Origin of the sequence: Shinella oryzae (assembly GCF_023038235.1) — a bacterium.
GTDB classification, from domain to species: domain Bacteria; phylum Pseudomonadota; class Alphaproteobacteria; order Rhizobiales; family Rhizobiaceae; genus Shinella; species Shinella sumterensis.
Genome location: NZ_CP081988.1, coordinates 159,250 through 185,400 on the forward strand (window position 1 = coordinate 159,250; position 26,151 = coordinate 185,400).

Here is a 26,151-nt window from a genome sequence, read left to right on the forward strand (position 1 = left end):
CTTGGTGCTCACTGCGGGCGGTATCGCCCGCAGTGGTCCAATCGGAGGGAATAATGCCAAACTCTGTGGCCATAGCGTCGGACGCGGTTCTTGCATTGTCAGGAATAAGCAAGCGTTTCGGCCCCGTCATGGCTTTGCAAAATATCGACTTCGATTTGCAGGCAGGCGAAGTCCGCGCACTGCTTGGGATCAATGGCGCCGGCAAGTCCACTCTGGTGAAGATCCTGTCGGGCCTTTATCATAAAGACGGAGGCGAAATTCGCATCGCCGGCGCGCGTGTCGAACTCGGCTCCACGTCAGCAGCCCGGCAGGCGGGCATAGCGTCTGTCCAGCAACATCCCGAGCTCGTTGAGAGCCTGACCGGCTATGAAAACATCTACCTGGGCACCGAGGGTTCGGGTGGCATATTAGGCCGCCTCGACCGGAAGGCCCTGCAGCAGCGGGCTCTGGAACTTGTCGCCCGGTTCGGTCTCACCGTTGATCTCGATCAGCCCCTCGGGCAGATGTCAGCGGTTGAGAAGGAGGCTGTGGCGATCCTGCAGGCTCTCGCTTTAGACGAGATCAAGGTTCTCATCCTCGATGAGCCGACCTCGGTTCTGACGGAGCGCGAGAAAGATCAGCTTTTCGGTATTGTTGCTGCGGTCAAGGCTCGGGGGATCGCCGTCATTTACATTACCCACCGGCTTGATGAGGTGTTCGAGGTCGCTGACAGTTTCACGATCTTCCGCGGCGGTCGCGTCATCACAACACGCTCTGTCGCAGACAGTGGTCTGCGCGTCCTCGAGATTGCAGAACTCATGCTGGGAACGGATCTTGCGGCTGTCTATCCCGACCGCGCCCAGGTCGCCGGGAACGAGGTTGTTCTCGCCATGCAAGGTCTCACTTTGCCGGGAGCATTCGCAGACGTTGCCCTCGAGGCCAGACGAGGCGAGATTCTGGGCATCTTCGGCCTGCTGGGCTCCGGCCTGGATGAACTTTCCAAAACATTGTTCGGGGTATTCCGGCCGATGAGCGGAACGATCCAGTTGAACGGCAAACCGGTGGGCTTCACGTCACCGGAGTGCGCGATCCGGGCGGGCATCTTTCTTGTGCCCGGCGACCGCAAGACGGAAGGGCTCACCCTTGAGCGTGACGTTGCGTTCAATACCACTCTTGCTCGTCTTTCACGCGTTACGCGCGCTGCGTTCCTCCGCTTCCGGCAGGCACGGCAAGACAGTGCAGCCCTTGCCGATAAAGTCGAATTGTCACCAAGAAACACCTATTTGCCGCTATCGGCATTCAGCGGTGGCAACCAGCAGAAAGTGGTGGTCGCCAAGGGTCTGTTCGCGGAAGCCGACGTCTACATATTCGTCGAGCCAACAGTGGGTGTGGACATAGGTGCGCGCGCGAAGATCTACGCGCTCATCCGCGAGCTGAGCCGACGCGCCGCCGTCATCGTGATGTCATCCGATGCGGAGGAGGCCTATGGCCTTGCCGACCGCGTCATGGCGTTCCACCAGGGTCGTGTCTCTCTACAAGCCGCTGCGATCGACACGACCCGCGAGGTACTTCTCGCTGCGGGGCTTTCTGGAGCTGCACAATGAGTAAAGCCATCTTCCAGCGACCTGTGCAGCTTTCACTCGGCAGGGTCGTTACCATTCTTCTGCTTGTTGCCATCTATGTCGGGGCGGTTGTGTTCTTCGCGTCCGCGAATGAGCGCTTCCTGTCCTGGTCAAACGGACAGTCTATCCTGCGACACATGTCCGCAAGCGGGCTCGCCGCCCTGGGCCTGACCTTCGTCATCATCGTGCGGCAATACGACCTCTCATTTCCGTGGGTCGCGTCTTTTGGCGGAATGACGACCGGTTTCCTGATCGCACAGGGCTTCCCACTTGCTGCCGCGATTGTCGGCGGGCTAGCGGCCAGCCTTGTTTTTGGTGCGATCAATGGCATCGCAGTGGGTCTGATGCGGCTTCCGGATATCATCACATCCATCGCAACGGGGTCGATTGCGTTCGGACTTGCGTACCTCTATTCCAACGGCGTCTCTATCTATGACAACTTTCTGACTTCGGGCATTCTCTCTCTTAATGACGCGCGCATTGCGGGTGTGCCTTTGCCTCCGGTGCTCTTCCTCGGCATCGCGCTTGCGTGCTGGGTTCTGCTTGAGCGCACCCGTTTCGGCCGTGCGTTTCATGCGACCGGTGAGAACAGAACGTCAGCCAACTATTCCGGCATCCGTGTCCGCTCTTATGTCGTCGCCTCATTCTGCATCTGTGCTTTGTTGGCGACGCTGGCGGCCATCCTCGTGAGCGCAGGGGGAGGGCAGGCCGACGTACGGATGGGAGCGAATCTCATGATGCCGGCCTATGCTTCCGTTTTTCTCGGCACGGCCGTCTTTGGTCGCACGGGTATTCCAGCAATCGTTGCGGGTACCTTGTTCATGTCGACATTACTGAATGGTTTTAATGTGATGGGTGTGCCTTTCTACTACGGCGATGCAATCGTCAGCGGCGTTCTTATCCTCGCCCTTTCGATCGCCAATCCCGTAATCCATGCCCATGTGCGGGCAATGTCGGATCTCTTGCGATCCCGCGACAGCCGGGGAGCGTGAGAATGACCATGCGTACTCATTCGATGGCGTCCATGGGCGCAGGTCTACCGAAACTCCATACCTTGCTCCGCTATGGGCTCTTCTTCGTGCTCGTGGCGCTCTTCATTGGTTTCGCGCTGGCGCATCCAATCTTTTCGACCTGGGGCAATGTTGCGAGCATGTGGCGCACCGCAAGCATTGCTGGATTGATGTTCATCGGACTGACGTGGGTGATCGCGTCGGGCGAGATGGATGTCAGCTTCATGGAAGTTGCTGCACTCTCGGGTATGGTTTTCGCCTTCCAGCTGCAGGCCGGAGCATCGCCAGCCGCAGCCGTTGGCGTTGCCATGCTCTGTGGCGCAGGCATCGGCGTCGTAAACGGTCTCTTGGTCGGTTATCTCGCATTCCCTTCGCTAATCGTGACGATCGCCACAGCCGGCCTTGCACGGTCTTTCGCCGCCATTCTGGGCGGCGGGCAGCCCATCTACATCAACGATAGCGGCGTGGTCGGACATTTCGCAGATGCGGTCGTATGGGGAATGCCGATTGTCGGTATCGCCGTGGTGCTTGTCTATCTGCTTGGCTGGTTTGTGCAGGAGCGTCGCCTGTTCGGTCACTATCTCTTCGCCATGGCAGACAACAGGCGGGCGATGGAGCAGGTGGGTGTACCGTGCAAGCCTATTGTCTTCAGCCTGTTCGTTATATCCGCCTGCGGGTCCGCGCTGGCAGGCATCATTCTGGCATCGAGTCTCGATTCCGGGCAGCCAATGATCGGCAACTCCTTCTTTCTCGATGGCCTGACGGCAGTGCTTCTCGGGGCGACCGTCATTCGGTTCGGTAAACCGAACATCATCGGAACGGCGATCGGCGTGTGCATTCTCGCCATCATGGTCAATGGCCTTGCCCTGCTCGGTATGCCCAATTTCATGCGGGAAATATTCAAGGGTGTGCTGCTGCTTATCGGTGTTGCGATCGCCGTGACTGCGTCGCCGAAATCAAAATCCATCTGACGTAGCGCCTCGGCAGGTGCGCAACTTGCCGAGCATTAACACGCCTCGCGGCGTTCTGTAGCAAAATTTCAAAATGGAGAAGCGAAATGCTTAAATTGTTGATGAAGCCTCAGAAATCCCTTTTGGATATGGATCATCACTACCAGATGTCGACCGTAGGAGGCGCAAATGTTGCGTGAACCCGTCTCTGGCATCGTAACTGTTTCTGCTGGCGGCCTCGGGGGTAAGACCGGCCGATACGAGAAGCGGCTCAGCGATCTCGCTGGCCTCTATGAGGATACCGCGGCCTATGAGGAAGCGCTCGCGCAGCTCGGCGATCCTCTCGTTTATGCAGTCGAAGATTTTCGTCCGAACGATCAGCCGGGCGATCTTATCTACGGCGTTACCCGCATGGTTCCAGGACGTATTGGGGACGAGTTCTTCCTGACGCGCGGCCACATCCATGCCAAGGCGGATCGTCCGGAATTCTATTACGGCCAGCAGGGGAAGGGCCTGATGCAGCTCGAATCTCCCGCCGGAGAGACACGGATCGTGGAAATCGGACCACAGACGATCTGCTACGTGCCGCCCTATTGGATCCACCGCTCTGTCAATGTCGGAGATGAAGACCTCATCATGGTGTTCGCCTACCCATCTGACAGCGGGCAGGACTATGGGATCATCGAAAGCTCCATGGGCATGCGCCACCGGGTCAAGGTCGATGGGGCGGGTGGTTGGAAGCTGGTTGAAAACCCGGCCTATCAACCGCGCGACCGTGCGACGATCGATGCGATCATGACGCGGTATGAATGAACGGCGCGGAGACAAATCATGACCAATCCCATCGATCTGATCGCCAGTCTCGGCGTTGTTCCTGTAATCGCCATCGAACGAGTGTCCGATGCTGTTTCATTGGCAGACGCTCTTCTGGAAGGCGGGTTGCCGATCGCGGAAATCACATTTCGAACAGCCGCGGCGGCCGATGTCCTGGCGGCAATTCGTGATGCCCGCCCCGAACTGTGCATCGGCGCGGGCACGATCCTTGATCAGGAAAGCTTGCGCCGTGCGATCGAGAGTGGTGCCCGGTTTGCTCTGGCGCCCGGCTTCGATCCTCAAATCGTCGATGCCGCAGAGAGCCTGAAGCTTCCCTTCTATCCCGGTATCATGACGCCGACGGATCTGACGCTTGCAGTCGCACGCGGTGTGCGGCTCGCGAAGTTCTTTCTTGCCGGTGTCGCCGGCGGCCCGAAGGCCCTGTCAGGAATCGCCGCCCCGTTTGCCCATCTCGGTGTTCGCTTCATCCCGACAGGCGGTGTGACGCAGGCGTCGATTGGCGAGTGGCTGGACATCCCCCAGGTCGTCGCTGTGGGCGGCACCTGGATCGCCAAGACAGACGATATCCGGGAAGGCCGTTTCAAGGAAATCGCTCGTAATGCGGCGGCGGCCGTCAAAGCCGCCAGACAGAAACTGGATGAGCGCGCATGACCCACTATAAGCCCGCAACCGAACCTACGCTCTACTTCATTGGCGTCACGACCGCCAAGAGCTCCATCATGAAGGTTTTCCCGGCCTGGGCGGAATTCCTGGGCCTGAAGAATGCCGTCATCAAGGGCATTGACTTCAAGTTGCACGATGACCCAGGTGCCTATCGCGCAGCCGTCGAATTCATTCGTGACGATCCGCTTTCGCTCGGCGCTCTTGTGACGACACACAAGATTGACCTCTTTGCCGCCTGCAAGGACATGTTCGACGTCATCGACCCCCACGCGACACTGATGGACGAGACAAGCTGCATCTCCAAACGCGACGGCAAGCTGGTCTGCCACGCCAAGGATCCAATCTCCTCCGGCCTTTCCATCGATGGTTTCCTGGGTGACGGCTACTTCGCACGCACCGGGGCAGATCTCTTCTCGATGGGCGCCGGTGGATCGACGATCGCCCTGACCTGGCATCTTATGCGACGGTCGCGCGGTGCGGATGTGCCAGGGCGCATCGTCGTTTCCAACCGCAGTCAGCATCGTCTCGACGAAATCAAGCGAATTCACGCCGGTATCGAAAGCGATGTACCGGTCGAGTATGTGCTGGCACCGAAGCCGCAGGACAATGACGCTGTGCTGGCAGGCCTGCGAGAGGGATCTCTCGTCATCAATGCGACCGGTCTGGGCAAGGACGCGCCGGGCTCGCCGTTGTCCGATGCCGCGGTCTTTCCGAAACGGTCGGTCGTTTGGGACCTCAACTATCGCGGTGATCTCATTTTCCTCGATCAGGCAAAGGCGCAGCGGGATGCGCGGGCCCTGCAGATCGAAGACGGTTGGACATACTTCCTGCATGGATGGACACAGGTTATCGCGGAAGTGTTCAACATCGAGATCCCGGCATCCGGTCGGATCTTCGACCGCATTTCCGAAATCGCACGCGAGGCCGCGGGCCGATGAGAGGACGGATTCTTGTCACACCACGGTCGCTGACCGCCGAACCCCACCCGGAAGTCGAGAGGCTGCGTGGGAGCGGCTTCGAGATCGTTTACTCCAGCGCCGGTCAGACGCCCACGGAAGAAGAACTGGTGGAGCTCGTGCCCGATTGTATCGGCTGGCTTGCAGGTGTCGAGCCGGTCACGCCGCGTGTCATCGACGCTGCGGGGCGGCTTCGCGTCATCAGCCGCAACGGTGTGGGTGTCGATAATCTGCCAGTCGATCTCCTCGCCCGCCGCGGCGTGAAGGTCATGATCGCGCAAGGCGCCAATGCGCGCGGCGTTGCCGAACTGACGATTGGTCTTATGTTCAGCGCCCTGCGTTCGATTCCCTTTGCCGATGCCGGGATAAAGGCCGGCAACTGGCCACGTCGCCGGGGAATGGAGATCCATGATCGCGTGTTTGGTATCATCGGCTGCGGAGCCGTCGGACGCGAGGTGGCGCGCATCGCGGTGGCGCTTGGTGCACGGGTGATAGCTTATGATCCGCTACGCCCGAACCTCGACCTTCCGTCTTCGCATTTTGCCTATTCCGAGATCGATGACATTGTCGGCCAAGCCGAAATCTTGAGCCTTCACTGCCCTCTGCCGGCTGACGGATCGCCTGTCATCGACCGGAAGCGCCTGGCGATGGCGCGTGATGACGTTATCCTGCTGAACACCGCGCGGGCGGGCCTCGTCGACGAGGATGGACTGATCGAGGCGCTGGATGCAGGCATTGTTGGTTGTTATGCGACGGATGTGTTCGAACCGGAACCGCCGGTCTCGCTGCGGCTTGCGGGTCATGCACGGGTGATTGCCACGAGCCATATCGGCGGGTTCACCACCGAAAGCATCGAGCGAGCGACACGCATCGCGGCGGATAACCTCATCAACGCCCTTTCCAATGAAGAGATTGCGAGATGACCGTGCTCGTTAAGCCGCAACCGTTTTCGGGTTCGCTCGCGCAGCGGCTTGCGGTAAAACCGACAGAAGGCACGGTCCTTTACTGGCTGGGGCAGGCGGGCTTCATCCTCGATATGGATGGCGTCAGGATCGTGATCGATCCCTATCTCTCGGATAGTCTTGCCGCCAAATATGCCGGCACGGATTTCCCGCATGTGCGAATGATGCCGCCTCCCATCGCTGTGAGCGATATCAGGCAGGTCGATTATGTATTGTGCACCCACGCACACACGGATCACATGGACCCGGGCACGCTCCCCGGCCTTCTGGCGACGAACCCTTGTGCGCGCTTGATCGCCCCCAGGGCCGTACAGGCAGCAGCGCGAGAGCGATCCGGTGTGGGTGATGAACGCATCTCCTGGGTCGATGCAGGAGAAAGGATCGATCTCAGCTCAGGTCTTTCCATCACCGCCACCCGCAGTGCGCATGAGACGATAAAATGCGACGAGGATGGGCATCACCACTATCTGGGTTTCGCCATCCAAGGCCAGGAAGCGACGGTTTGGCATTCCGGCGATACCGTGCCTTTTGAAGGTCAAGTGGCGGAAGTGCTTGCCCTTGCGCCGGATGTTGCGCTCTTGCCAGTCAACGGACGCCGCGCGGAACTGTCGGAACGCGGGATCGCCGGCAATCTGACACTCCAGGAGGCCATCGAACTTGGTGAAGCCGCAGGCGCATCCGCTGTGATCGCCCATCACTACGGAATGTTTGCATTCAACACGCTGCCCCCGGAGCGGATTGATGAGGTGATAAACAAGGTGCAAGGAAGGCTGCTACGCGCGGCCGTCGGGACGGCTTACATTATCTCGTTGTCTGGTCCCCAGACTTTTTCTGAAGCACGCTGCTGATCAGCGGCACGACCTGGTCGAGCGCGAAGTCTATGGACTGAGGTGATTGAAACCATAGCGCCGCTGAGAGCAGGCTGTCTGGGCCAAACCATATGGACCGCTCCTCGCGATAAAGACGCAGGTTGCGATAGGGTCGGATGGATTCCGCGGTCTCCTGTTTGCCCTGCGGCCAGATCGCAACGTCGAGATCAAGGCGCTGTGCGTGCTCGAAGCCAAGACGGATCCAGCCTGCAGTGTCGGCCTCCTTCTCAAGTGTGGCGGGAAGGGTGAACCCCAGGTCACCAAGGAAACGGCCCGTCGCAGTGGAACTGCGCCACAGTGTGAATTGCCCGTAACGGATATCGATGAAGGCTGCGGTCTTGCCTTTAAATTCCGGATGGGCGGTGCGGATCGCCGAAACCTTTCGATTAAAGCCGGCGATGATGTTTTGCGCTTTCTCCTCGGATCCGGAGGTCGCGCGGTCGAGCAGCCGGAGCTGTTCTTGCCAGGGCGCGCTCCACGGTGCGTAGCCGGCCGGTGCGACGACAACGGGCGCGATCTCGCCAAGCTGGCGGTAAAGCCGCTCGCCGATATCGGCATAGGTCGCAACGATCAGATCGGGGTGGAGCGCCAGAACCCATTCCGGATCCACGGACATTCCACGCATGACGACGGGACGGGCGTTCAGGCGGGCACGCTGCTTCTCGCTCCACGGCCATGTGGCATAGGGCTGCTCGCCCCACCAGACGCGCACCCCGACGGGAGCGATATCCAGCGCATAAAGAAAATCCTGGTCGTTGAGGCCGATCGAGACAATTCGGACGGGCCGCTTGGCGATCGTCGTTTCGCCAAGCGAGTGGTGAACAGTTACCGGAAAGTCGGCCGACGCCGCTGGTGCGGTCATTAGGAGCAGGGCGAAAAGGACCCGCGCAAGGCAAGGGATACTCAAGCGCCACCTCTGCCGCTTGCCTTCCGTCGTCCGCGCGGCACGACGTGGGGCGTGTGCGTGACAGGATCATCGACGACCACGCAGGGCAGGCCGAACACCACCTCCATCAGCTCTTCCGTCACGATTTGCGCGGGCGGGCCCTCCGCGATCACCCGTCCCGATTTCAGCGCCACGATATGGCTCGCATAGCGGCAGGCCTGGTTCAGGTCGTGTAGCACGGCAACGATCGTGCGGCCCGCAGCCTCATTGAGATCGGCCAAAAGGTCGAGCAATTCGACCTGATGGGCCATATCGAGATAGGTTGTTGGCTCGTCCAGAAGCAGGATCGGTGTCTCCTGGGCGAGCACCATGGCGATCCATACACGCTGGCGCTGCCCGCCCGAAAGGGTATCGACAGCACGCGTTGCGATCTCCGCGATTCCCGTCGCTGCCAATGCCGCATCGACAGCCCTTTCATCGGCGTCGCTCCACTGCCGCATGAAGGTCTGATGCGGATAGCGGCCCCGCGCGACCAGGTCGATGACGGTAATCCTGTCGGGCGCTGTGGCCGATTGCGGGAGAATGCCAATGTGGCGGGCGACTTCGATCGACGGGTAGGCACTGAGAGCCCGGCCATCGAGAACGACTGTGCCTTTGCTTGGTGAAAGAAGCCTGCCGAGTGCCTTCAAAAGAGTCGATTTGCCGCTGCCATTGGCGCCGACGATAACAGTGAAACCGCGGTCGGGTATCTCTATATCGAGGTCGTGGACGATGGTGTCGCGACCATACGCCAAGGTCAGGTTTGCAGCTTTCAGCCGGGCGGAGGGCGTCATTGGTGTCTCGTGTTTGTCGAGCGCAGCCGTAGCGACAGCAGTGCAATCAAGTAGGCGCCGCCACCGACGAGGGTCACGAGCCCGACTGGCAGGCGCGTGGGCGCGAAAAGATGAATGGAGATGATGTCGGCCGCGACAAGAAGCGCGCATCCCATGATGGCTGCGGTGGCGAGCGACAGGTCGCCCGCGCGCGTGGCCAGCCGGGCGAGCTGCGGCGCTGCCAGCGCGACGAAGCCTATCGGTCCTGCAAGGGCCGTCACGCAAATGGTCAATGCTGCTCCAAGCAGGAGGAGGACCGTGCGAAGGCGATCGACCTTCACGCCGTGGGCGCGCGCAATGTCGTCGCCGAGATTGAGGCTGTGCAGACGACGTTGCAGGCAAACAGCGCAGAGCATCAGCCCCAGCAGCAAGCCGGCGATCGGAATGATTTCGCCTCTTTCGAGATTGTCGAGTGAGCCTGCCCCCCACGTTGTGGCTGCCGTCGCGACTTCCAGGCGGCTGGTCGAGAGCATCCATGTGTTGAACGCCGTGAGCGGCATGGCGATACCGACGCCTGTGAGGACGAAACTCAGTCCGCTCGAGCCGCGAGCAAGGAGATAGGCCGTCAAAGCAGCGGTCGTGCCACCCACAAAGGCACCGGCGGCAATACCGGTCGGCGTACATCCGGCAAAGAGAATGACGAACAGGATTCCGGTGAACGCACCGGCATCGATGCCAATGATATCCGGGCTGCCTAGCGGGTTGCGCGCAAGCGACTGAAAGATTGCCCCACTCATGCCGAGCGCGGCGCCAAACAGCAGCGCTGCCAAGACACGCGGCAATCGCCATTCCGCAACGGCAAGGCGAGCATGGTGATCGCCGCCGCCTGCTAGCACCTCGAGAACTGTCGAGATGGGCGTCGGATAAGCGCCCAGCGACAGATCGGCGAGAGCAAGAAGAACGACGGCGCCAATTGTTATGCTTGCCCCGGACAATGCGTGAAGATGGACGCGCCTTGAAACCCATCCGCCGAAGAGGCGAATGGTCCGTGTCGGGCATAAAAAGGGGACCGAACGTTCGACGCGCATCAGGAAAATCCGCTCCTGCGCCGCAGGATCGCGATGAAGACCGGCGCACCAACGAGGGCCATGACAATGCCGGCCGGCATTTCGGCTGGCGATAGAACGACCCGCCCTGCCGTGTCCGCAATGAGAAGCAGGGAAGGCGCTGCGAGCGCCGTGTAGAGAAGAACGCGCCTTTCATCGGCGCCTGCAAAGGGACGCACCATGTGGGGAACCATCAGTCCCGCGAACGCAATCGGCCCCGCACCTGCGGTGGCCGCACCCGCGAGCAGCGTCGCTGCAAGCCCACCGACCAGGCGCATGCGCCGTACCCGCACGCCCATCGCCATCGCGAGCTCATCACCGAGGGCAAGCGCATTCAGCCCGCGCACGGAAAGGAAGGCGAGGGCGAGCCCGACAAGGATGAAGGGCATGATCGCGACCGGCACGGTGAAGTCGGCGACGGCAATTGCGCCTGTGGACCAGCCACGCACGCGGTCGAACCGCTCGGCGTCAAGCAGGATGAGCATCGTCGCGAGGCCTCCAAGGACGGCGTTCATGGCAACGCCGGCGAGTGTGAGACGGAGCGGAATGAGGGGAGGGTGGCCGACGAACCCGATGGCATGCACGCCAAGAGCAGCAAGCGTCGCACCGAGAAAGGCCACTGCGGCATAGATGTGCCAATCCGTCAGTCCGAGCAGTCCCGCGCCCAGTGCCATGGCCAAAAGAGCGCCGGCATTGATGCCCAGAACACCCGGATCGGACAATGGATTACGGGTCAGATTCTGCATCAGGCAGCCGGAAACGCCAAGCGCCATGCCCGCCAGAATTCCAAGCACGGTGCGGGGAAGACGCAGTGAGAGCAAGGCTGCGTCGGCACTGTCGAGGCTGTGATAAGACATGAGAAGGTTCGGCAGTGTCGCGGGATGCAGCATATGCGAACCGATCGAGAGGCTTGCCGTTATGGAGATAACCAGCAAACCCACCAGACCCGCCGTGATGGCCGGCTCGCTCGGGGCGCGGCGGGATGATGATCCCCATGTCCTCAAGATAGGAAAGCCTTATCCTGCTCCCGGGCCGTTCCGATCCAAGGCGCTTCCAGCTTCGCCCTGGTGTCATCGGGAAGCATGGCCGCAGGCTCTCGCTTGAGGTTCCGGTCTTCAATCCAGTACGCGACGAGTTTGCAGCGTTCCGCCGGTAGCTTTAGTGTTTGACGCACATATTTGCGGACCGTGCGGACCGGCTTTTCCTCGGCTGCCAGCCAGATATAGCCTGCCGTTGAGGGAAGCGGCAGCGTTTCGAATGCTTTATCGAGAAGGCTCGGGCCGATGCCGTTTCCACCCTCTATCCACGTTGCCGTCATAAGCGGATGCGCAGGAAGGTTCTGGCGATGCTCCGCTTCGCCGACCTCGACCACGACACGGGTTTGGACTTGTGGTGGAGTTTGTTCGAGGATGCGGGCAAGCGCGGGCAATCCGGTCGCGTCCGCCATCAATACCTGCCATTGCATGTCTGCGGGCGGGGCGTAGAGGCCGCGGGGACGATTGATCGTCATGCGGCTTCCCGGGGTGGCCGATCGCGCCCAGGTGGCGGCAACGCCGCCCTCGTGCAGGACGAAGTCTATATCGACCGCGCAGGCGGCGCGGTCGTATCGACGGACCGTATAGGTGGCGCAACGCACCGGTGGCTTGTCCTCTCTGTAGGTCCAACGACCCTCCTCGCTGATGATCGGCAGCACGACCTCGCCACTTGCCTCGTCGGGAAAGAAGAGCCGGAGATACTCATCGCCGATACCCGTCGATTGAAAATCCGCGAGCGCTTCGCCTTGGAAGGTCAGCCTCACCATACCCGGTGTCAGCAGCGCCTTATGGCTCACTTTCACATCATAGAACATCGCCGTCATTCCGCTCTCGTTCTCGCCCTACCACGTGTAACGAAGTGTGCCGATCACCGAGCGGCCGGTGTCGAGGTAGCAGTAGCCGCCCGTGCAGGTTGTGTCCCGGCGGTTGAACAGGTTCGTCGCGTTGACCTGCAGGCTCAGACCGTCGAATTCGGGGTTTATGGCCTTGAAATCGAAGCTGACCGAGGCGTCGACGAGTGCGCGCGCGCCGTTGATCAGCGTGTTCGTGTCGTCGCCGTAACTCGATCCGATAAACCGGACGCCGGCTCCCAAACCAAGGCCGTGCAATGGCGTGTCCTCAGGCATGGCATAATGCACCCAGAGCGACGCCATGTTGAAGGGAACGCTAGAGACGAAATTACCTTTTGTAGCGGCATTGCCTTCGCGGATTCTGAGGTCGGTGTAGGTATAGGAGGCCGCAATCGACAAGCCATCGTCAAGACTTGCGACGGCTTCCAGCTCGACGCCTCTGGAGCGCAGCTTGCCGCGCTGAACCTGGGTGTTGATGCCGTTGATGACCTCGTAAAACAGCCCGTTGTCCTGATCGATATTGAACAGCGACGCGGTGATCATCGCATTGTCGTCAGGGAGAAGATATTTGACGCCGACTTCCTGCTGCGTACTCGTAGTAGCCTTGAACGGTGAACCGGTGACGGCGCTGATGCCGATATTGGGCGAGAAGGCCGTCGAAAGGCTGGCATATGGAACAATACCGAACGGCGTCTCATAGGTGATGCCGACGCGGCCGGAGAACTCGCCATCGGTCTGCTTCATCGAGGTGGACGTGCCGCTCGCAAGATCCGTTGTCGTCGTTGATGTCGACACCCAATCGTAGCGCCCTCCAAGGGTCAGCGTCCACGCGTCGTAGCGAAGTTGATCCTGCAAGTAGAGGCCGGTGTGAAGTTGCTTCTGGTCCGAGCGCGAGGTCAGGTCCGGCGTGGCGATGAAGTCGCCGTAGTTGGGAACCAGGGTGTTGAGCGGCGACGCCGCGCCATAACCCGTCGTCGAGCTGAATTTCGCCCATGTGAAATCCACCCCGCCAAGCAGGGTATGCTCAACAGCGCCGGTGTCGAACTTGGCTTCCAGCTGATTGTCTATCACGAAGACATCAAGCGTCTGCAGCTCATAGCCGGTTCCGCGGTCGATGAGGGTCGGGTCCGCTGCATGTGCGACACCGTTGTAGGTGTAGACGTATTTCGAATCGATATCCTGCTTCGAATAGCGTGCGTTCTGCCGGAAGGTGAAGGTCTCGTCGAACGCGTGTTCGAACTCCCAGCCGAAGCGCCCCTGCTTGTGGTCGAGGTCACTGAAGGCGGGATCATCGGCCTGGAACGGGCTCACGTGACCATAGGCATCATTGTAGTAACCCGGGTTGCCGCCCGTCTGCGAGCGCGAATATTCTCCAAGAAGCGTGAGGCGTGTTCCCTCTTCCGGCTTCCAGGTAAGGCCTGGTGCCAGATAGAGCTTATCGTCCGAAACGGAGCTGAACTCGCTGTCGGCCGCCCTTGCGACGCCCGTCAGCCGGTAAAAGAGGGCATCGTTTTCGTTGAAGGCGCCGGAAAGATCGAACTGTCCTTGATAGCGCTGGTCCGTTCCCCATTGCATCGCCGCCTCACGCAGCGTCTCTTCCGTTGGACGCTTCGTGATGACGTTGTAGAGGCCGCCAGCGCCCGTTGCGCCATAGAGCGCGGAGGAGGGACCCCGCAGGATGGAGATGCCCTCGATGCCGTAGGGCTCCGTCAGAAAATATCCGTAGCCGGCAACAGGCTGGCGCAGATTGTCACGGAAAACACCGGTATTGGTGAGATTGAAGCCGCGTACGAAGAAGGAATCGAAGCGCGGATCGGTGCCGTAGGCACTCACGCGGGCGCCGGGAGTATAGGCGATAGCGTCGAGTAACGATTTCGGATTGCGGTCAACCATCTGCTTCTCCGTAACGGAGGAGATGGATTGCGGTGTCTCGACGAACGGCGTGTCCGTCTTGGCTCCGGTCGCGCTGCTTTTGCCGACATAGCCGTCCGCGTTGATGACGCCGCCGCTGCCGCCATCGACGATGATCGCCTCCAGTGTCGAGCCGCCGGCGTCCGAACCGACGGCCGAGGCGGCCTGGGGCGACGACGCAAGGACCGTTGCCGTATGGGAATTGGAAAAATCGTAGTAGAGACCCGTGCCCGAGAGCAATGCGGCAAGCGCATCCGGAGCCGTATAACGGCCGGTCAGGCCCGGCGTTGTCTTACCGGCAACGGTCGCGCTTTCGAAGCCTATATGGATGCCGCTCTGGCTCGCGAGTTGGTTGAGCGCCCGCGAAAGGGGGCTTGCCGGGATGCTGATATCCCGTGCGGCATCCTGCGCTATGGCGGGTTTGGCTATCATGACGGCCGTCGCCGGAATGCCCGCGCCGAGTATGAGCGCCAGCACGCTTGAAACAGAGATCCCGACCTGCCCCAGGACGCCTGACCGCTTTTCCATGACTTTTTCCCTCTTGTCTGAATGTGCGTTCGGATCGGTCCGAACGTCTGTCCGGCCATCAGACGAATGAAGGGCCGCCTTGAGGCTGTGCCCTTGAAACTTTTTTCAATAGATGATGGTGAGAAGGTCACCTGCGCGCACGATCCGCACGTTGAAGACCTCTCCGAAGCTCGCAAGTGCATCGGCCGGATTGCTGAGGTCGAACGAACCGCTGATCCGTTTGTTGGCAATTGACGGCCTGGCGACGACCACCCGGCCAGGAATGTGGCGGAAAATCTGTGCGGCGACGGAGGCGAGACGTTGTCGCTCGAAGACCAGGCGACCGCTTCGCCAGGGGGCTGCAAGGTCTGCGGGCAATGTTTCGACCCTGCCAATGGCCCCGGCGGTGTCATAGAAGACGGCCTCGCCGGCCTCTACGCGCACGGACTGCATTTCGTCGCGTCCTGTCACAACAACGCCGTGCTGCGTGACGGCAACCTCGGTGCCGCCGTCGACGAGGTTCACATCGAATGCGGTCCCCGTGACTTTGACTTCGCCACCGCCTGCCTGCACGATGAATGGACGGTCAGCGTCTTCCGTCACTTCGAAATAGGCTTCGCCCTTCAGGAGCTCGATCCGACGTTCGCCGGCACTGAAATGCTCGGCGATGGCGCTTTTCCCGTTAAGATGCACGCGTGAGCCATCGGTCAACGTGATGACAGGCATCTCGCTTGCGGCGGACGTGACATCGGCCTTCAACCAGATGAGTCCGTCCAACGACACGAAGAGGCCGCCGCCTATAAGGCTCGCAAGAAGGATCGTCACGGTCGGCATGCCGCCCGTTCGACCGCGCCGCAGCTGGCGGCGTGTGAAGCCGGGGTCTGCCACGAGCAAAGAACCGGTATCACCCAGCAACCGGCGCGCTCGTTCCAGCGCGGCGGCGTGTTCAGGGTTCTCCGATACCCATTCGTCGAGCGCTTGTCGGTCCGCGGCGGTCAGGTCGCCATCGTGAAGGCGAATGGCCCAATCGACCGCCTGCTCCTGGATTGTTGTGTGCTGCATCTGGCAATCCCGCGGTTAAATCCCTTCCATCCGCATCCTAGACGAATGAAAGCGGTCGAACGGGCTGTCATTCGAAAATTTCGGTTTTTGCCAGGCATGAAAGAAGTGCGTTGCGGATATGGCGGTCGACCATCCGGCGCTTGATGCAGAGGCTTTCGGCGATCTCGTCCTTGCTCATGCCGCCGATCCGGTAGGCGATGAAGACGGTACGGCATTGATGCGGCAGCTCGGCGATCGCGTCTTTCAGAACCATGATGCGCTGGCGCACCATGATACGATCTTCAGCGGAAAGGCGATGCGCAGGGATCGTCGCGGCCTGTTCGTCGAGAATGGCAAAGAGCCGGTTTTCGAAGGCGAGGCGCCGCGCCCTGTCTATGCCAAGATTGACGGCAGCGCGGATGAGAAAGGCGCGTATCGAAGATTTGCCGGCAAGGCGGTCCGGGTTTCGAGACAGAAGGACATAAAGATCGTGAACGACGTCAGCAGTCTGCCCCGCCGCAAGTCCACGCCGGCGAATGGCATGCTGCATGTCCTCATAATACGATACGACGGCATGATCCAGGAGATCCTTGCCCGCAAGCCCACCATTGCCCACTTGATTACTCGATATTCCCGCCGTCGCAGCTCTGTCTCTCTCCCTGCACCATTGCACGGACGACAGGACTGCGCAAGATACATGACGAAACAACTCATATTTTGCCGGACCGGCAACGCCCCCAGTTGTATCAACGCAACATTGCTCAAGACGGCCATCCAGCCATATCCATGTCGACGCGGGAGCTATCAAAGCAGCGTTGATGGGCGATTGCGGCGACGCCTATGGCGCATTCGTACGGCTCAAGGCTGAAAAGGCGGATCTCGGGCGCCGGCAGTCCCGGCACGATACCACCGGCCACATCCTGGCGGATGTCCTCGATAATGAGGGAAAGGACGGGACCCAGCGCGCCGCCGAGGAAGATCGTGGACGGATTGAAGATGTTGGCGAGGCTGACGACGCCCAATTTGAGCCAGCCCGTAAGATCTGCCACTGAGGCAATGGCGGTCGGATCGCCGGAACTGAAACGCTCTGCGACCTCGGCAGATAGAATCTCGAATTGCGCCTCTTCGAGATCGTCTGTTCCCCAGTAGGATCGGGCAAGTGCATCCAGCCCGACACGGCTTTCAAAGCAGCCACGATGCCCACAGCTGCAAATTGCACCGTCACGGGCGATCCGCATGTGGCCGAGTTCCCCTGTGGCACCGCTCGCGCCGCGCAAGAGCCGGCCATTCATGACCGCAGCCCCGCCACAGCCCCGGCCCATAACAAGAAAGACGGAACAGCCGGTCTGGAGTTCCGGCATGGTGTAGACCGAGCCGAACGCTGCTGCGCCTGCATCGTTTTCCACGAAGCAGGGCCGGTCTACGGCGGCCTGCAATGGTGTCAGGAGATCGACCCCCTTCCAGCCCAGGATCGGCAGGTTGATGACGAAACCTTCAAGATTGACCACACCCGGTACAGTGACGCCCACGCTGTGCACGCGGCCGGCGTAACGGATGTCGTGCTCCAGCGTCGCAATATGTGCGGCGATCGCATCGACGACTTCCGCCGGGGTAATCGTGCGACTGACATGTACATCCGACGTGGCAACGCTGTTTGCAGTCAGATCGATGAGTGCATAGCGCAGAATGCCGATGCCGATCTCGACACCGAGAAAGAAGACAGCATTCGGATTTAAAGCGAGTGCCACACCGGGCCGGCCGGCATCACGCGCAGTTCTCCCCCTTTTTGCTCCAGGTTGAACCTCGCGTACCAGCCCGCGCATCGTTAGCCCGTTGACAAGACGCGTTACAGAGGCCGGTGTCACTTTTAGGTGGCGGGCGATATCGGCTCTGCTAGCCGACCCGAAGAGCCGCAGGAAACGAAGGATCTGCCGCTCGTTGACTTCCTTGGCTAGGGTCTGATCCGCCATGTCGAGATCTTCCACCTTTCATTTGCGATCCGCGTTTCGTATCCGGCATAGCCGGATTTATGTCTTTTGTAAAAAAATGTCATTCCGTTCCGTTCGAAATTTTCCGTTAAAACGATGGAATTCAGAAAAAATGCTGAGATGATGGTGGCTTAAAGGAACCATGTCAGGCCTACTGACATAATTTTCGCGGTTTTGGCAAAAAAATATTGTTCATTGACAAAGAGAGATACGTTCTATTTCTTACTTTAAGAAAGATATCTATCCAAGCTCAGGGAGGAGGTTGGATGAGCAAGCTTGCCAGTCTCGAAAACATAGTCATGGAATTTGGCGCCATCCGCGCACTCGACGGCGTGTCCATCGACATCAACCGTGGCGAAGTGCTCGGCCTGATGGGTGATAACGGTGCGGGCAAGTCGACGCTCGTGAAAACCATTGCCGGCAATTTCCAGCCGACCTCTGGCCGCTATGTCTTCGAGGATCAGGATGTCCGTTTCTCGGGACCAGCCGATGCCCGCCGGCACGGTATCGAAGTGGTTTATCAAGACCTGGCGCTTTGCAACAACCTCACGGCTGCAGCCAATGTCTTCCTCGGCCGAGAGCCGATGCGGCAGGTCGGGCCATTCCGGGTGCTCGACAAGAAGCTGATGAACACGCGCTCGGCCGAAATCTTCCGGGAGCTGAAATCCGAGACACGGCCGGCCGATCTGGTTGACCGCATGTCCGGCGGCCAAAGGCAGGCGGTCGCGATCGCCCGCACGCGGCTTTCCAACTCCAAGCTGGTGCTGATGGACGAACCGACGGCAGCCATCAGCGTCCGGCAGGTGGCCGAGGTTCTGGCGCTGATCCGGCGGATGAAGGAGCAGGGCCTCTCGGTCATCCTTATCAGCCACCGCATGCCAGATGTTTTCGATGTCTGCGATCGTGTCGTGGTCATGAGGCGCGGCAGCAAGGTCGCTGACAAGCCTATAAATCAATCCAGCCCGGAAGAGGTCACCGGCCTCATCACCGGCGCCATCAAGACCGCCTGAGACGGGAGGAACCATGTCCCAGCAAGACGTCTCCGACATGAATGTCGACCTCCTGAAACGCCATGACCGATCGCTTTTGCGCCGGCTGATGCTCACACAGGAAATGTGGATCGCGATCGCAATCGTCGTCCTTGGCCTTGCCGTCTCGATGATCTCCGGCAAGTTCGCCACGTCCGGCAATCTCATGAACGTGCTGCAGAATGCCTGCTTTATCGGCCTGATGGCGCTCGGCATGACGCCGGTGCTGATCAGCGGCGGGATCGACATTTCCGTCGGCTCGATTCTCGGGTTGAGCGGCGTTACTTTAGGCGTACTGCTGAATGCCGGTGCACCGCTGCCGCTCGGAATCGCCGGCACGCTCGCCGTCGGCCTCGTTTTCGGCGGTCTCAACGGCGCTGTCATCACGCTCGCCAAGCTGCCACCCTTCATCGTGACGTTGGCGACCTTGTCGATCGGGCGCAGCCTTGCGCTCGTGGTCAGTGACAACCAAGTGTTCTACGAATTCGGCACGGCGACGGAATCGATACTGGCGCTCGGTGGCGGCTATACGCTTGGCGTTCCCAATGTCGTTTATGCGCTCGTGGTCTTCGTCATCGTGCTGCATTGCCTGCTGACCATGACGCGCTGGGGCCGGTACATCTTCGCGATCGGTGGCAACGAGAGCGCTGCGCGTCTCGCTGGCATCTCCGTCGATGCCATCAAGATCTCGGCCTATGCCTTCAGTGGCCTGATGGCCGCCATCAGTGCGATCTTCCTCGTCGGCTGGCTGGGTGCGGTCACGAACGCCATCGGCACCGGCTACGAATTGCAGACTATCGCCTCGACGGTCATCGGCGGCGCGTCCCTGGCGGGCGGTTTCGGCACAGCGCTAGGCGCAGCGATCGGCTCGATCCTGATCGAGGTGATCCGCAATGCGCTTCTCATCGCCGGCGTCAATCCGTTCTGGCAGGGCACGTTCGTCGGCGGTTTCATCCTCGCTGCCGTCCTTCTCGAACGCATTCGGTCACTGCGTCGCTGACGCCGCGTCCACCAAAGTCAGGGAGCGGGGGAGGAGTGCCGCCGCGCCGTGAAATGAATGTCTTTAACAGCGAACCAAGGAGGAGATACCATGTCGCTGTCAGGAAGCCTGAAATTTACCCTGTCATCCGCGGCAATTGCGCTTTGCGCCTTTGGCGCGACGGCCAATGCCGCAGACCGGGAATTCGCGCTGGTCTTCAAGGTGCTCAACAACGCCTTCAGCCCACCGATCGATGCCGGCTGCAAGGATGCTGCCAAAAAGCTCGGTGATGTCACCTGCACCTATATTGGCCCGACCGAGTATGACGAAGCCAAGCAGGTGCAGCTTGCACAGGACATGATCACGCGCGGCGTCGACGGGCTCGGCATTTCCGCCGGCAACCCGAAGGCCATGGCGCGCATCCTCAAGATGGCGAACGACAAGGGTATCCCGGTCGTCACCTTCGACACCGACGTGCTGCCCGAAGATGCAGGGCTGCGCGCCACCTATATCGGCACGGACAACTACTCCTTCGGTGTGGAACTCGCCAAGAAGGTCCTGGAGAACAAAAAGGAAGGCGGCACGGTCTGCATTCAGTCCGGTGCGCCGGCCTCTGAAAACCTGAAGGCCCGCGTCCAGGGTATTCGTGACACCCTCGCCGGTGCTTCGAAGGACCAGCCGGTCGCCACGCTCACGGGCCAGAACGGCTGGACGGAGCCGGCCGGCTGCCCGGTTTACAACAACGACGACATCGCGCTTGCGGCCCAGCAGGTTCGTGACGTCATGACCAACCATCCGGATCTCTCCGCCTTCGTCGCCGTCGGTGGTTGGGCGCAGTATGCTCCGCAGGCCTACAAGCAAGCAATGGAACCGCTGAAGGAACGCCTCGACAAGAAGGATCTCGTCGTGGTCTTCGGCGATAACTTCGGCCCACAGCTTCCGCTGCTCGCCGAGGGCCTGAGCCACTACAATATTGGCCAGCGCCCCTATGACATGGGCTACGAGACGATCATGGCTCTCGACAAGCTCACCAAAGGCGAGAAGCTCGAACCGTTCATCCAGACGGGCACGGAGACCTGCACGCCGGCCGACGCGCTGACGACCTGCGGCAAGGTCGCCGCCAAGTAAAATCGCTTCCGAAGGGACGGACCGGCGAAACCGTCGGGCCGTCTCACTCCAGACAGGATAGGACATGGGAACGCTGAAACTGGGTATGGTCGGCGGCGGGATTGGTGCGTTCTTCGGCGCCGCCCACCGTGCTGCCGCTGCGATGACGGGACGCTTTTCGCTGGTCGCGGGCGCCTTCTCGAGCGATCCGGTTCGCGCGCGCGAAAGCGGACATGCTCTCGGTCTGGCACCGGAACGCTGCTATGGCGACTTCGAGACGATGGCGAAGCGTGAGGCAGGCGACGACGGTATCGACCTCGTCGCCGTGGTGACGCCAAACCACCTGCACGCGCCCGCCTGCCACGCCTTCCTTAGCGCCGGTATCAACATCCTCTGCGACAAGCCGTTGACGGCCACGTTGGATGACGCGCTCGCACTCCAGACGGCGGCGGCCGGCAGTTCATCTTTATTCGGTGTCGCCTATACCAATGCCGGCTTCGACATGGTGCGCGAAGCGCGCTCGATGGTGGCGGCGGGCGAAATCGGCACGGTGCGCCTGGTTCGTGTCATCTTTCCGCAGGAATGGCTCGCGACCGCCGCCGAGACGACCGGCAACAAGCAAGCCGAATGGCGTACCGATCCGGCAAGAAGCGGTGCCGGTAGCCTTGGCGATATCGGCACCCACGCCTTCCACCTTGCGGAATTTGTCACGGGCCTTACGGCGACCGCTCTCTCAGCGGAAGTCGATACCTTCGTCCCGGGCCGCCGTGTCGACGACAACGTGACGGCGAAGCTGTGTTTTGCCGGCGGCGCCAAGGGAATGGTCTGGGCAAGCCAGGTGGTGATCGGCGAGACAAACGGGCTCAGGATCGATGTGCATGGCGACAAGGGTTCACTCGGCTGGACGGTCGAGGCGGCGAACCGGCTGACCTTCGCGCCGCTTGGCGGCCGGCGCATGGTGATCGACCGTGCCTCGCACGGAACGGCTTTCAAGGGGACAATGCCGCCTGGCCATCCCCAGGGCTTCATCGAGGCGCTCGCGCGGCTTTATCTCGACATGGCCGACCAGATCGACGCGTACCGCGGCGGCCGCGCCCCGGCGGCGGATGCCTTGCTGCTGCCGGGCATTCACGATGGCGTGCGCGGCTTGCGTTTCGTCGATGCCGCGCTTCGCTCGGGTGCCGAAGATGGCCGCTGGACAGATATCTGAAGGGAAATGTTCATGACCGCACCGTTCCGTACCTTCATCATGGCGCATCCGCGCCTCGTGGAAGATGTCTTCACAGAGGCCCATCTGGCGCGTCTGCGTGCGCTTGGCGACCTCGTCATCCACGAGGGTGACGTCCTGACGGATGAGGATTTCGAACGGCATGTCGTGCCGGCCGATATCGCGATGGGCATTTTCGACATGCCGGCCGAGCGGTTGGCGCGGTGTCGAAATCTCAAGGCCTTCGTTAACAGCGAGGGAAACTTCCTGCCTAATATCGACTACCGTCATTGCTTTGAGCACGGCATTCGCGTGTTGTCGGCAAGCCATGTCTTTGCCGAACCGGTCGCAGAAATCGGGCTGGCCATGGCGATCGACCTCGGCCGCGGCATTACCGAGGCTGACCGGTTGATGCGCGAGGGCAAAGAAGAATACGGATTTGCGGCGAACCGCACAGCACAGCCGTTGATGCGTGCCCGGGTCGGGCTGATCGGCTTCGGCGATCTTGCCCGCGCCCTGCTGCCCCTGTTGAAGCCGTTCACCTCTGCGATCGAGGTGTACGATCCATGGGTGCCGGCCCTTCTGATCGAGCAGGCCGGATGCCGCCCAGTGACATTGGATTCTATCCTCACCCGTAGCGATTTCATCTTTGTGCTCGCGGGCGTGACCTCCGAAAACACCGGTTTCCTTGACAAGCGTGCATTCGATTCGATGAAAATGGGAGCATGCCTGCTGCTTCTGAGCCGCGCAGCCGTAGCCAACTTTCCCGACATGCTGAATGCGGCCGCGTCCGGCCGCATCCGTGTTGCGACCGACGTCTTCCCCGTCGAACCAGTCGCTCCCGATGACCCGGTGCGCCGGACGCCGAACATCATTCTTTCGCCCCATCAGGCCGGCGCCATGGAAGCGACGCTCAACGCCATGGGCGCGTCGATCACCGCCGATATCGAGCTGATCGCCCGCGGGCTTCCGCCCGCCGTCTGCAAGGTGGCGCAGCCGGAGACCGCCATGCGCTTCCGCAGCATGCCTGTGTCGAAGAGCTGAAGAACAAGGGGCGGTCTTGAAAGCATGCCCACCACGGAAAGGACAATGGGATGAATGAGGGAAAGCCGCTGCTCAAGGTTGGCATTCTCGGTTGCGGGCCGATCTCGCAGGCCGGTCATTTCGAAAGTGCCGTGAAAGCGCGCAATGCAGAGCTTTACGCCATTTGCGACGTTGCCGACGATCTGCGCGCCCGCATGGCTGCGACCCATGCGCCAAAGAAGGCATTCTCCGATTACGATGTCATGCTGGCCGACCCTGAAGTCGATGCGGTGATCATCGCGACGGCGGATGCCTTCCACGTCGCGGCCGCGGCCCGCGCGCTGGAAGCCGGCAAACATGTACTTTGCGAAAAGCCGCTCGGCATGACCGTCGAGGAGGTGGAGGGCCTGCGGCCCGTCGTCGAGAAAAGCGGGAAGGTCTTCCAGGTCGGCCATATGAAGCGCTATGACGCCGGCCTTCAGAGCGCCAAGCACTTCATCGATACGGACATGGGCGAGATGCTTGCGTTGAAGGCCTGGTATTGCGATTCCACCCACCGCTACGCGGTGACCGACGCGGTCCAACCCTACATGATCCGCAGCGCCGATGCGAAGAAGCCATCGCGAAATCCAAAGGCCGATCTCGAGCAGTATTTCATGCTCGCCCATGGCAGCCACCTGCTGGATACCGCCCGCTATTTTGCCGGTCCCATCCGGGCCGTCGATGCGCGTCTGCGCCAGAGGTTCGGTGCATACTCTTGGTTCATCGATGTCGAGTTCGAAAATGGCGTCATGGGCCATCTCGATCTGACGGTCGCTGTGCGGATGGACTGGCACGAAGGCTTCCAGATCTACGGCGAATACGGCAGCATTCTCGGCAAGACCTATAATCCATGGCTGTTCAAGAGCAGCGAGGTGGACATCTTCAGCGAGAAGACGGGCGCGACCAGCCGCGTGCTGGGCGCGGACGGCCATTTTTACCGGCGCCAGCTGGAGGGCTTTGCGGATACCGTTCTCCAGGGCGGACCGCTGACCGGTGCCGGGATCGAGGACGGTATCGCGTCGGTGCGCGGCATGGCCGCGGTGATGCAGTCCGTTCGCGAAAAAACGCCGGTGAAGCTCGCCGACGCGCACGGGAGCGTCTAATGCGTGTCGGTATCTTCGCCAAGACCTTTGCAGGCACGACGCCGGACGTCGTGCTCGCGGCCGCGCGCAGCGCTGGCTACGCGTCGGTGCAATACAATTTCGCCTGCTCCGGCCTTGGTGCCTTGCCGCAGACGATTCCGATCGCTGCGGTCACGGCGATCCGTGAAGCATCGGAACGAACCGGCGTCGCCATCGCTGCGTTCTCCGCCACCTACAACATGATTCATCCGGATAGCACCGTGCGAGAGGCCGGCCGTCGCAGTTTCGCCGCGATCGCCGCAGCGGCACGCCCGGCGGGAGCGACCCTTCTCACGGTGTGCACGGGAAGCCGGGATGCGGCCGACCAATGGCGCGACCATCCAGACAACCAGGGCGTCGAGGCCTGGCAGGACATGGTTGCCGAGTTCGGACATCTGCTGGCTGTTGCGGAACAACACGACATCTTCATCGGCGTCGAGCCGGAGCTCGCCAATGTCATCAACTCTGCTGCAAAGGCACGGCGCCTGATCGAGACGATGGCGAGCGAGCGTATCCGCATCGTGCTGGATCCGGCCAATCTCTTCGAGAGCGAGGATACCGAGACACGCGGCCGCATCATCGATGAGGCCATCGACCTGCTGAAAGATCGGATCGCCATCGCGCATGCCAAGGATCGCAATGCTGACGGCTCCTTCGCCACCGCGGGCAGGGGCGTCATCGACTATCCGCGCTACGTTGCCTCACTGCGGAAAGGGGGGTTCGATGGCGACGTGATCACCCACGGACTTTCCGCGGTGGAAGCGCCGGGTGTCGCCGCCTTCCTTGGCCCGCTCGTCGCGTCGGAAGGGCCCAATACATGAAGCACGCCCGCCATCCCGTCGCAGGGGCGAGCCTCGCGGTCTACGAGGAAGGCGTGGGCATGCCTTTCGTTTTCCAGCACGGCCTTTGCGGGGATCAGGCTCAGCCGGGTCAGGTCTTTCCGGCTGACGTCGGCTTCAGGCGCATTACCGTGGAGTGCCGCGGCCACGGCGTTTCGGAGGTGGGTGCCAAAGCGGCCTTGTCGATCGCCACCTTCGCCGCCGACATTGCCGATTATCTTGCGGCACAGGGCTCGGGGCCGGCCGTTGTGGGCGGTATCTCCATGGGAGCGGCGATTGCGCTGCGGCTTGCCGTGCGCCAACCCGAACGGGTTCGGGCACTGGTTATTGCGCGACCCGCCTGGATATGTGACGCCAACCCCGCAAACATGGCGCCAAACCGCATCGTCGGCGAACTTCTGGACCACTATCCGATACAAGAGGCGCGCCGGCGATTTGAGGCCTTGCCCCTGGTGAAGGAACTGGAACGAGACGCGCCGGACAATCTTGCCTCGATCCGCGGCTTCTTCAATCGCGAACCGATCGACGTTACAGCAGCGCTGCTCCGGGCAATCTCGATGGATGGCCCTGACGTTACCGAGGCAGAGGTCTCTGCCATAACGGTGCCGACGCTCGTGATCGGCCATGGGCGCGATCTCGTTCACCCGATCGGTCATGCCCGGGCGCTTGCCGGGATGATCCCTGCCGCGCGGCTGGTGGAGATCACGCCGAAGGCCGATGACGCCGATGCGTATCGCGCCGATTTCCGCGCTGTCTTATCGTCCTTTCTTAGGGGGCTCTGAGATGCGGCCTTCTCCCGATTGGCTCGAAAGCCTGCCCAAGGA

The 26,151-nt window shown here is 61.0% G+C and carries 25 protein-coding genes; 16 read left to right on the plus strand and 9 right to left on the minus strand.

All coding sequences use genetic code 11. From position 1 onward, the window contains the following. The first annotated feature begins 53 nt into the window (after positions 1-53). The 8 genes from K6301_RS16985 (at position 54) to K6301_RS17020 (ending at position 7,824) form a co-directional block, all read left to right on the plus strand. Positions 54-1,583 (plus strand): sugar ABC transporter ATP-binding protein, encoded by a 1,530-nt coding sequence (locus tag K6301_RS16985; RefSeq protein WP_247221695.1) that lies wholly within the window; start codon positions 54-56, stop codon positions 1,581-1,583. Continuing rightward, entirely contained in the window at positions 1,580-2,593 is a 1,014-nt protein-coding gene (locus K6301_RS16990) for an ABC transporter permease (protein WP_247221696.1), read from the plus strand. Before K6301_RS16985 ends, K6301_RS16990 begins: the two co-directional genes overlap by 4 nt. Positions 2,594-2,595: 2 nt before the next feature. Continuing rightward, a complete protein-coding gene (locus K6301_RS16995; protein ID WP_247221698.1) occupies positions 2,596-3,582 on the plus strand; it encodes an ABC transporter permease in 987 nt (328 codons plus the stop codon). Between the two features lie 168 nt (positions 3,583-3,750). Beyond that, positions 3,751-4,374, plus strand: a complete 624-nt coding sequence (locus K6301_RS17000; protein ID WP_247221699.1) for a glucose-6-phosphate isomerase — start codon at positions 3,751-3,753, stop codon at positions 4,372-4,374. A gap of 18 nt (positions 4,375-4,392) precedes the next feature. Beyond that, the gene (eda, locus tag K6301_RS17005) at positions 4,393-5,046 is read left to right on the plus strand and encodes a bifunctional 4-hydroxy-2-oxoglutarate aldolase/2-dehydro-3-deoxy-phosphogluconate aldolase (RefSeq protein WP_247221700.1); all 654 of its coding nucleotides are present in this window, start codon (positions 4,393-4,395) and stop codon (positions 5,044-5,046) included. Then, positions 5,043-5,996: a shikimate dehydrogenase family protein gene (locus K6301_RS17010; protein WP_247221706.1), complete on the plus strand. Its 954-nt coding sequence runs from the start codon at positions 5,043-5,045 to the stop codon at positions 5,994-5,996. The genes eda and K6301_RS17010 overlap by 4 nt, the downstream gene beginning before the upstream one ends. Beyond that, positions 5,894-6,937: a phosphoglycerate dehydrogenase gene (locus K6301_RS17015; protein WP_247221708.1), complete on the plus strand. Its 1,044-nt coding sequence runs from the start codon at positions 5,894-5,896 to the stop codon at positions 6,935-6,937. The genes K6301_RS17010 and K6301_RS17015 overlap by 103 nt, the downstream gene beginning before the upstream one ends. Continuing rightward, positions 6,934-7,824 (plus strand): MBL fold metallo-hydrolase, encoded by an 891-nt coding sequence (locus K6301_RS17020; RefSeq protein ID WP_247221709.1) that lies wholly within the window; start codon positions 6,934-6,936, stop codon positions 7,822-7,824. Before K6301_RS17015 ends, K6301_RS17020 begins: the two co-directional genes overlap by 4 nt. On the opposite strand, the gene K6301_RS17025 is transcribed toward K6301_RS17020, so the two are convergent. The 9 genes from K6301_RS17025 to K6301_RS17065 form a co-directional block, all read right to left on the minus strand. After that, entirely contained in the window at positions 7,778-8,707 is a 930-nt protein-coding gene (locus K6301_RS17025; protein ID WP_247221713.1) for an ABC transporter substrate-binding protein, read from the minus strand. The genes K6301_RS17020 and K6301_RS17025 overlap by 47 nt on opposite strands. A 41-nt stretch (positions 8,708-8,748) precedes the next feature. Next, positions 8,749-9,564: an ABC transporter ATP-binding protein gene (locus K6301_RS17030; protein WP_247221714.1), complete on the minus strand. Its 816-nt coding sequence runs from the start codon at positions 9,562-9,564 to the stop codon at positions 8,749-8,751. Further along, on the minus strand, positions 9,561-10,631 hold the full coding sequence (locus K6301_RS17035) for a FecCD family ABC transporter permease (RefSeq protein WP_247221715.1): 1,071 nt from the start codon (positions 10,629-10,631) through the stop codon (positions 9,561-9,563). The genes K6301_RS17030 and K6301_RS17035 overlap by 4 nt, the downstream gene beginning before the upstream one ends. After that, complete coding sequence (locus K6301_RS17040) at positions 10,631-11,590, minus strand: FecCD family ABC transporter permease (RefSeq protein ID WP_247221716.1); 960 nt, start codon at positions 11,588-11,590, stop codon at positions 10,631-10,633. Before K6301_RS17040 ends, K6301_RS17035 begins: the two co-directional genes overlap by 1 nt. A 59-nt stretch (positions 11,591-11,649) precedes the next feature. Beyond that, complete coding sequence (locus K6301_RS17045; protein ID WP_247221717.1) at positions 11,650-12,507, minus strand: siderophore-interacting protein; 858 nt, start codon at positions 12,505-12,507, stop codon at positions 11,650-11,652. A gap of 18 nt (positions 12,508-12,525) precedes the next feature. After that, positions 12,526-14,973: a TonB-dependent siderophore receptor gene (locus K6301_RS17050; protein WP_247221718.1), complete on the minus strand. Its 2,448-nt coding sequence runs from the start codon at positions 14,971-14,973 to the stop codon at positions 12,526-12,528. 105 nt (positions 14,974-15,078) lie between these two features. Then, on the minus strand, positions 15,079-16,014 hold the full coding sequence (locus K6301_RS17055; RefSeq protein ID WP_247221719.1) for a FecR family protein: 936 nt from the start codon (positions 16,012-16,014) through the stop codon (positions 15,079-15,081). Positions 16,015-16,081: 67 nt separating this feature from the next. Then, positions 16,082-16,609 (minus strand): RNA polymerase sigma factor, encoded by a 528-nt coding sequence (locus K6301_RS17060; protein WP_247221721.1) that lies wholly within the window; start codon positions 16,607-16,609, stop codon positions 16,082-16,084. Between the two features lie 145 nt (positions 16,610-16,754). Beyond that, a complete protein-coding gene (locus K6301_RS17065) occupies positions 16,755-17,963 on the minus strand; it encodes an ROK family transcriptional regulator (protein WP_247221722.1) in 1,209 nt (402 codons plus the stop codon). A gap of 284 nt (positions 17,964-18,247) precedes the next feature. Between K6301_RS17065 and K6301_RS17070 the strand changes: the two genes are divergently transcribed. The 8 genes from K6301_RS17070 to K6301_RS17105 all read left to right on the plus strand — a co-directional run bounded on the left by K6301_RS17070 (position 18,248) and on the right by K6301_RS17105 (position 26,109). Beyond that, entirely contained in the window at positions 18,248-18,991 is a 744-nt protein-coding gene (locus tag K6301_RS17070) for an ATP-binding cassette domain-containing protein (RefSeq protein WP_134651582.1), read from the plus strand. A 37-nt stretch (positions 18,992-19,028) separates the two neighbouring features. Next, complete coding sequence (locus K6301_RS17075; RefSeq protein WP_343298969.1) at positions 19,029-20,009, plus strand: ABC transporter permease; 981 nt, start codon at positions 19,029-19,031, stop codon at positions 20,007-20,009. Positions 20,010-20,099: 90 nt separating this feature from the next. Further along, entirely contained in the window at positions 20,100-21,116 is a 1,017-nt protein-coding gene (locus K6301_RS17080; protein WP_160872769.1) for a sugar-binding protein, read from the plus strand. 64 nt (positions 21,117-21,180) lie between these two features. Next, positions 21,181-22,305: a Gfo/Idh/MocA family protein gene (locus tag K6301_RS17085; protein WP_247221724.1), complete on the plus strand. Its 1,125-nt coding sequence runs from the start codon at positions 21,181-21,183 to the stop codon at positions 22,303-22,305. A 12-nt stretch (positions 22,306-22,317) separates the two neighbouring features. Beyond that, positions 22,318-23,346 (plus strand): hydroxyacid dehydrogenase, encoded by a 1,029-nt coding sequence (locus K6301_RS17090; RefSeq protein WP_247221725.1) that lies wholly within the window; start codon positions 22,318-22,320, stop codon positions 23,344-23,346. 50 nt (positions 23,347-23,396) lie between these two features. Further along, positions 23,397-24,470: a Gfo/Idh/MocA family protein gene (locus tag K6301_RS17095; RefSeq protein ID WP_247221726.1), complete on the plus strand. Its 1,074-nt coding sequence runs from the start codon at positions 23,397-23,399 to the stop codon at positions 24,468-24,470. Then, positions 24,470-25,309 carry a sugar phosphate isomerase/epimerase family protein gene (locus K6301_RS17100; RefSeq protein ID WP_247221727.1) on the plus strand — a complete coding sequence of 280 codons (840 nt, stop codon included), beginning with the start codon at positions 24,470-24,472 and terminating at the stop codon, positions 25,307-25,309. Before K6301_RS17095 ends, K6301_RS17100 begins: the two co-directional genes overlap by 1 nt. Continuing rightward, complete coding sequence (locus K6301_RS17105; RefSeq protein WP_247221728.1) at positions 25,306-26,109, plus strand: alpha/beta fold hydrolase; 804 nt, start codon at positions 25,306-25,308, stop codon at positions 26,107-26,109. The genes K6301_RS17100 and K6301_RS17105 overlap by 4 nt, the downstream gene beginning before the upstream one ends. Positions 26,110-26,151 lie beyond the last annotated feature (42 nt).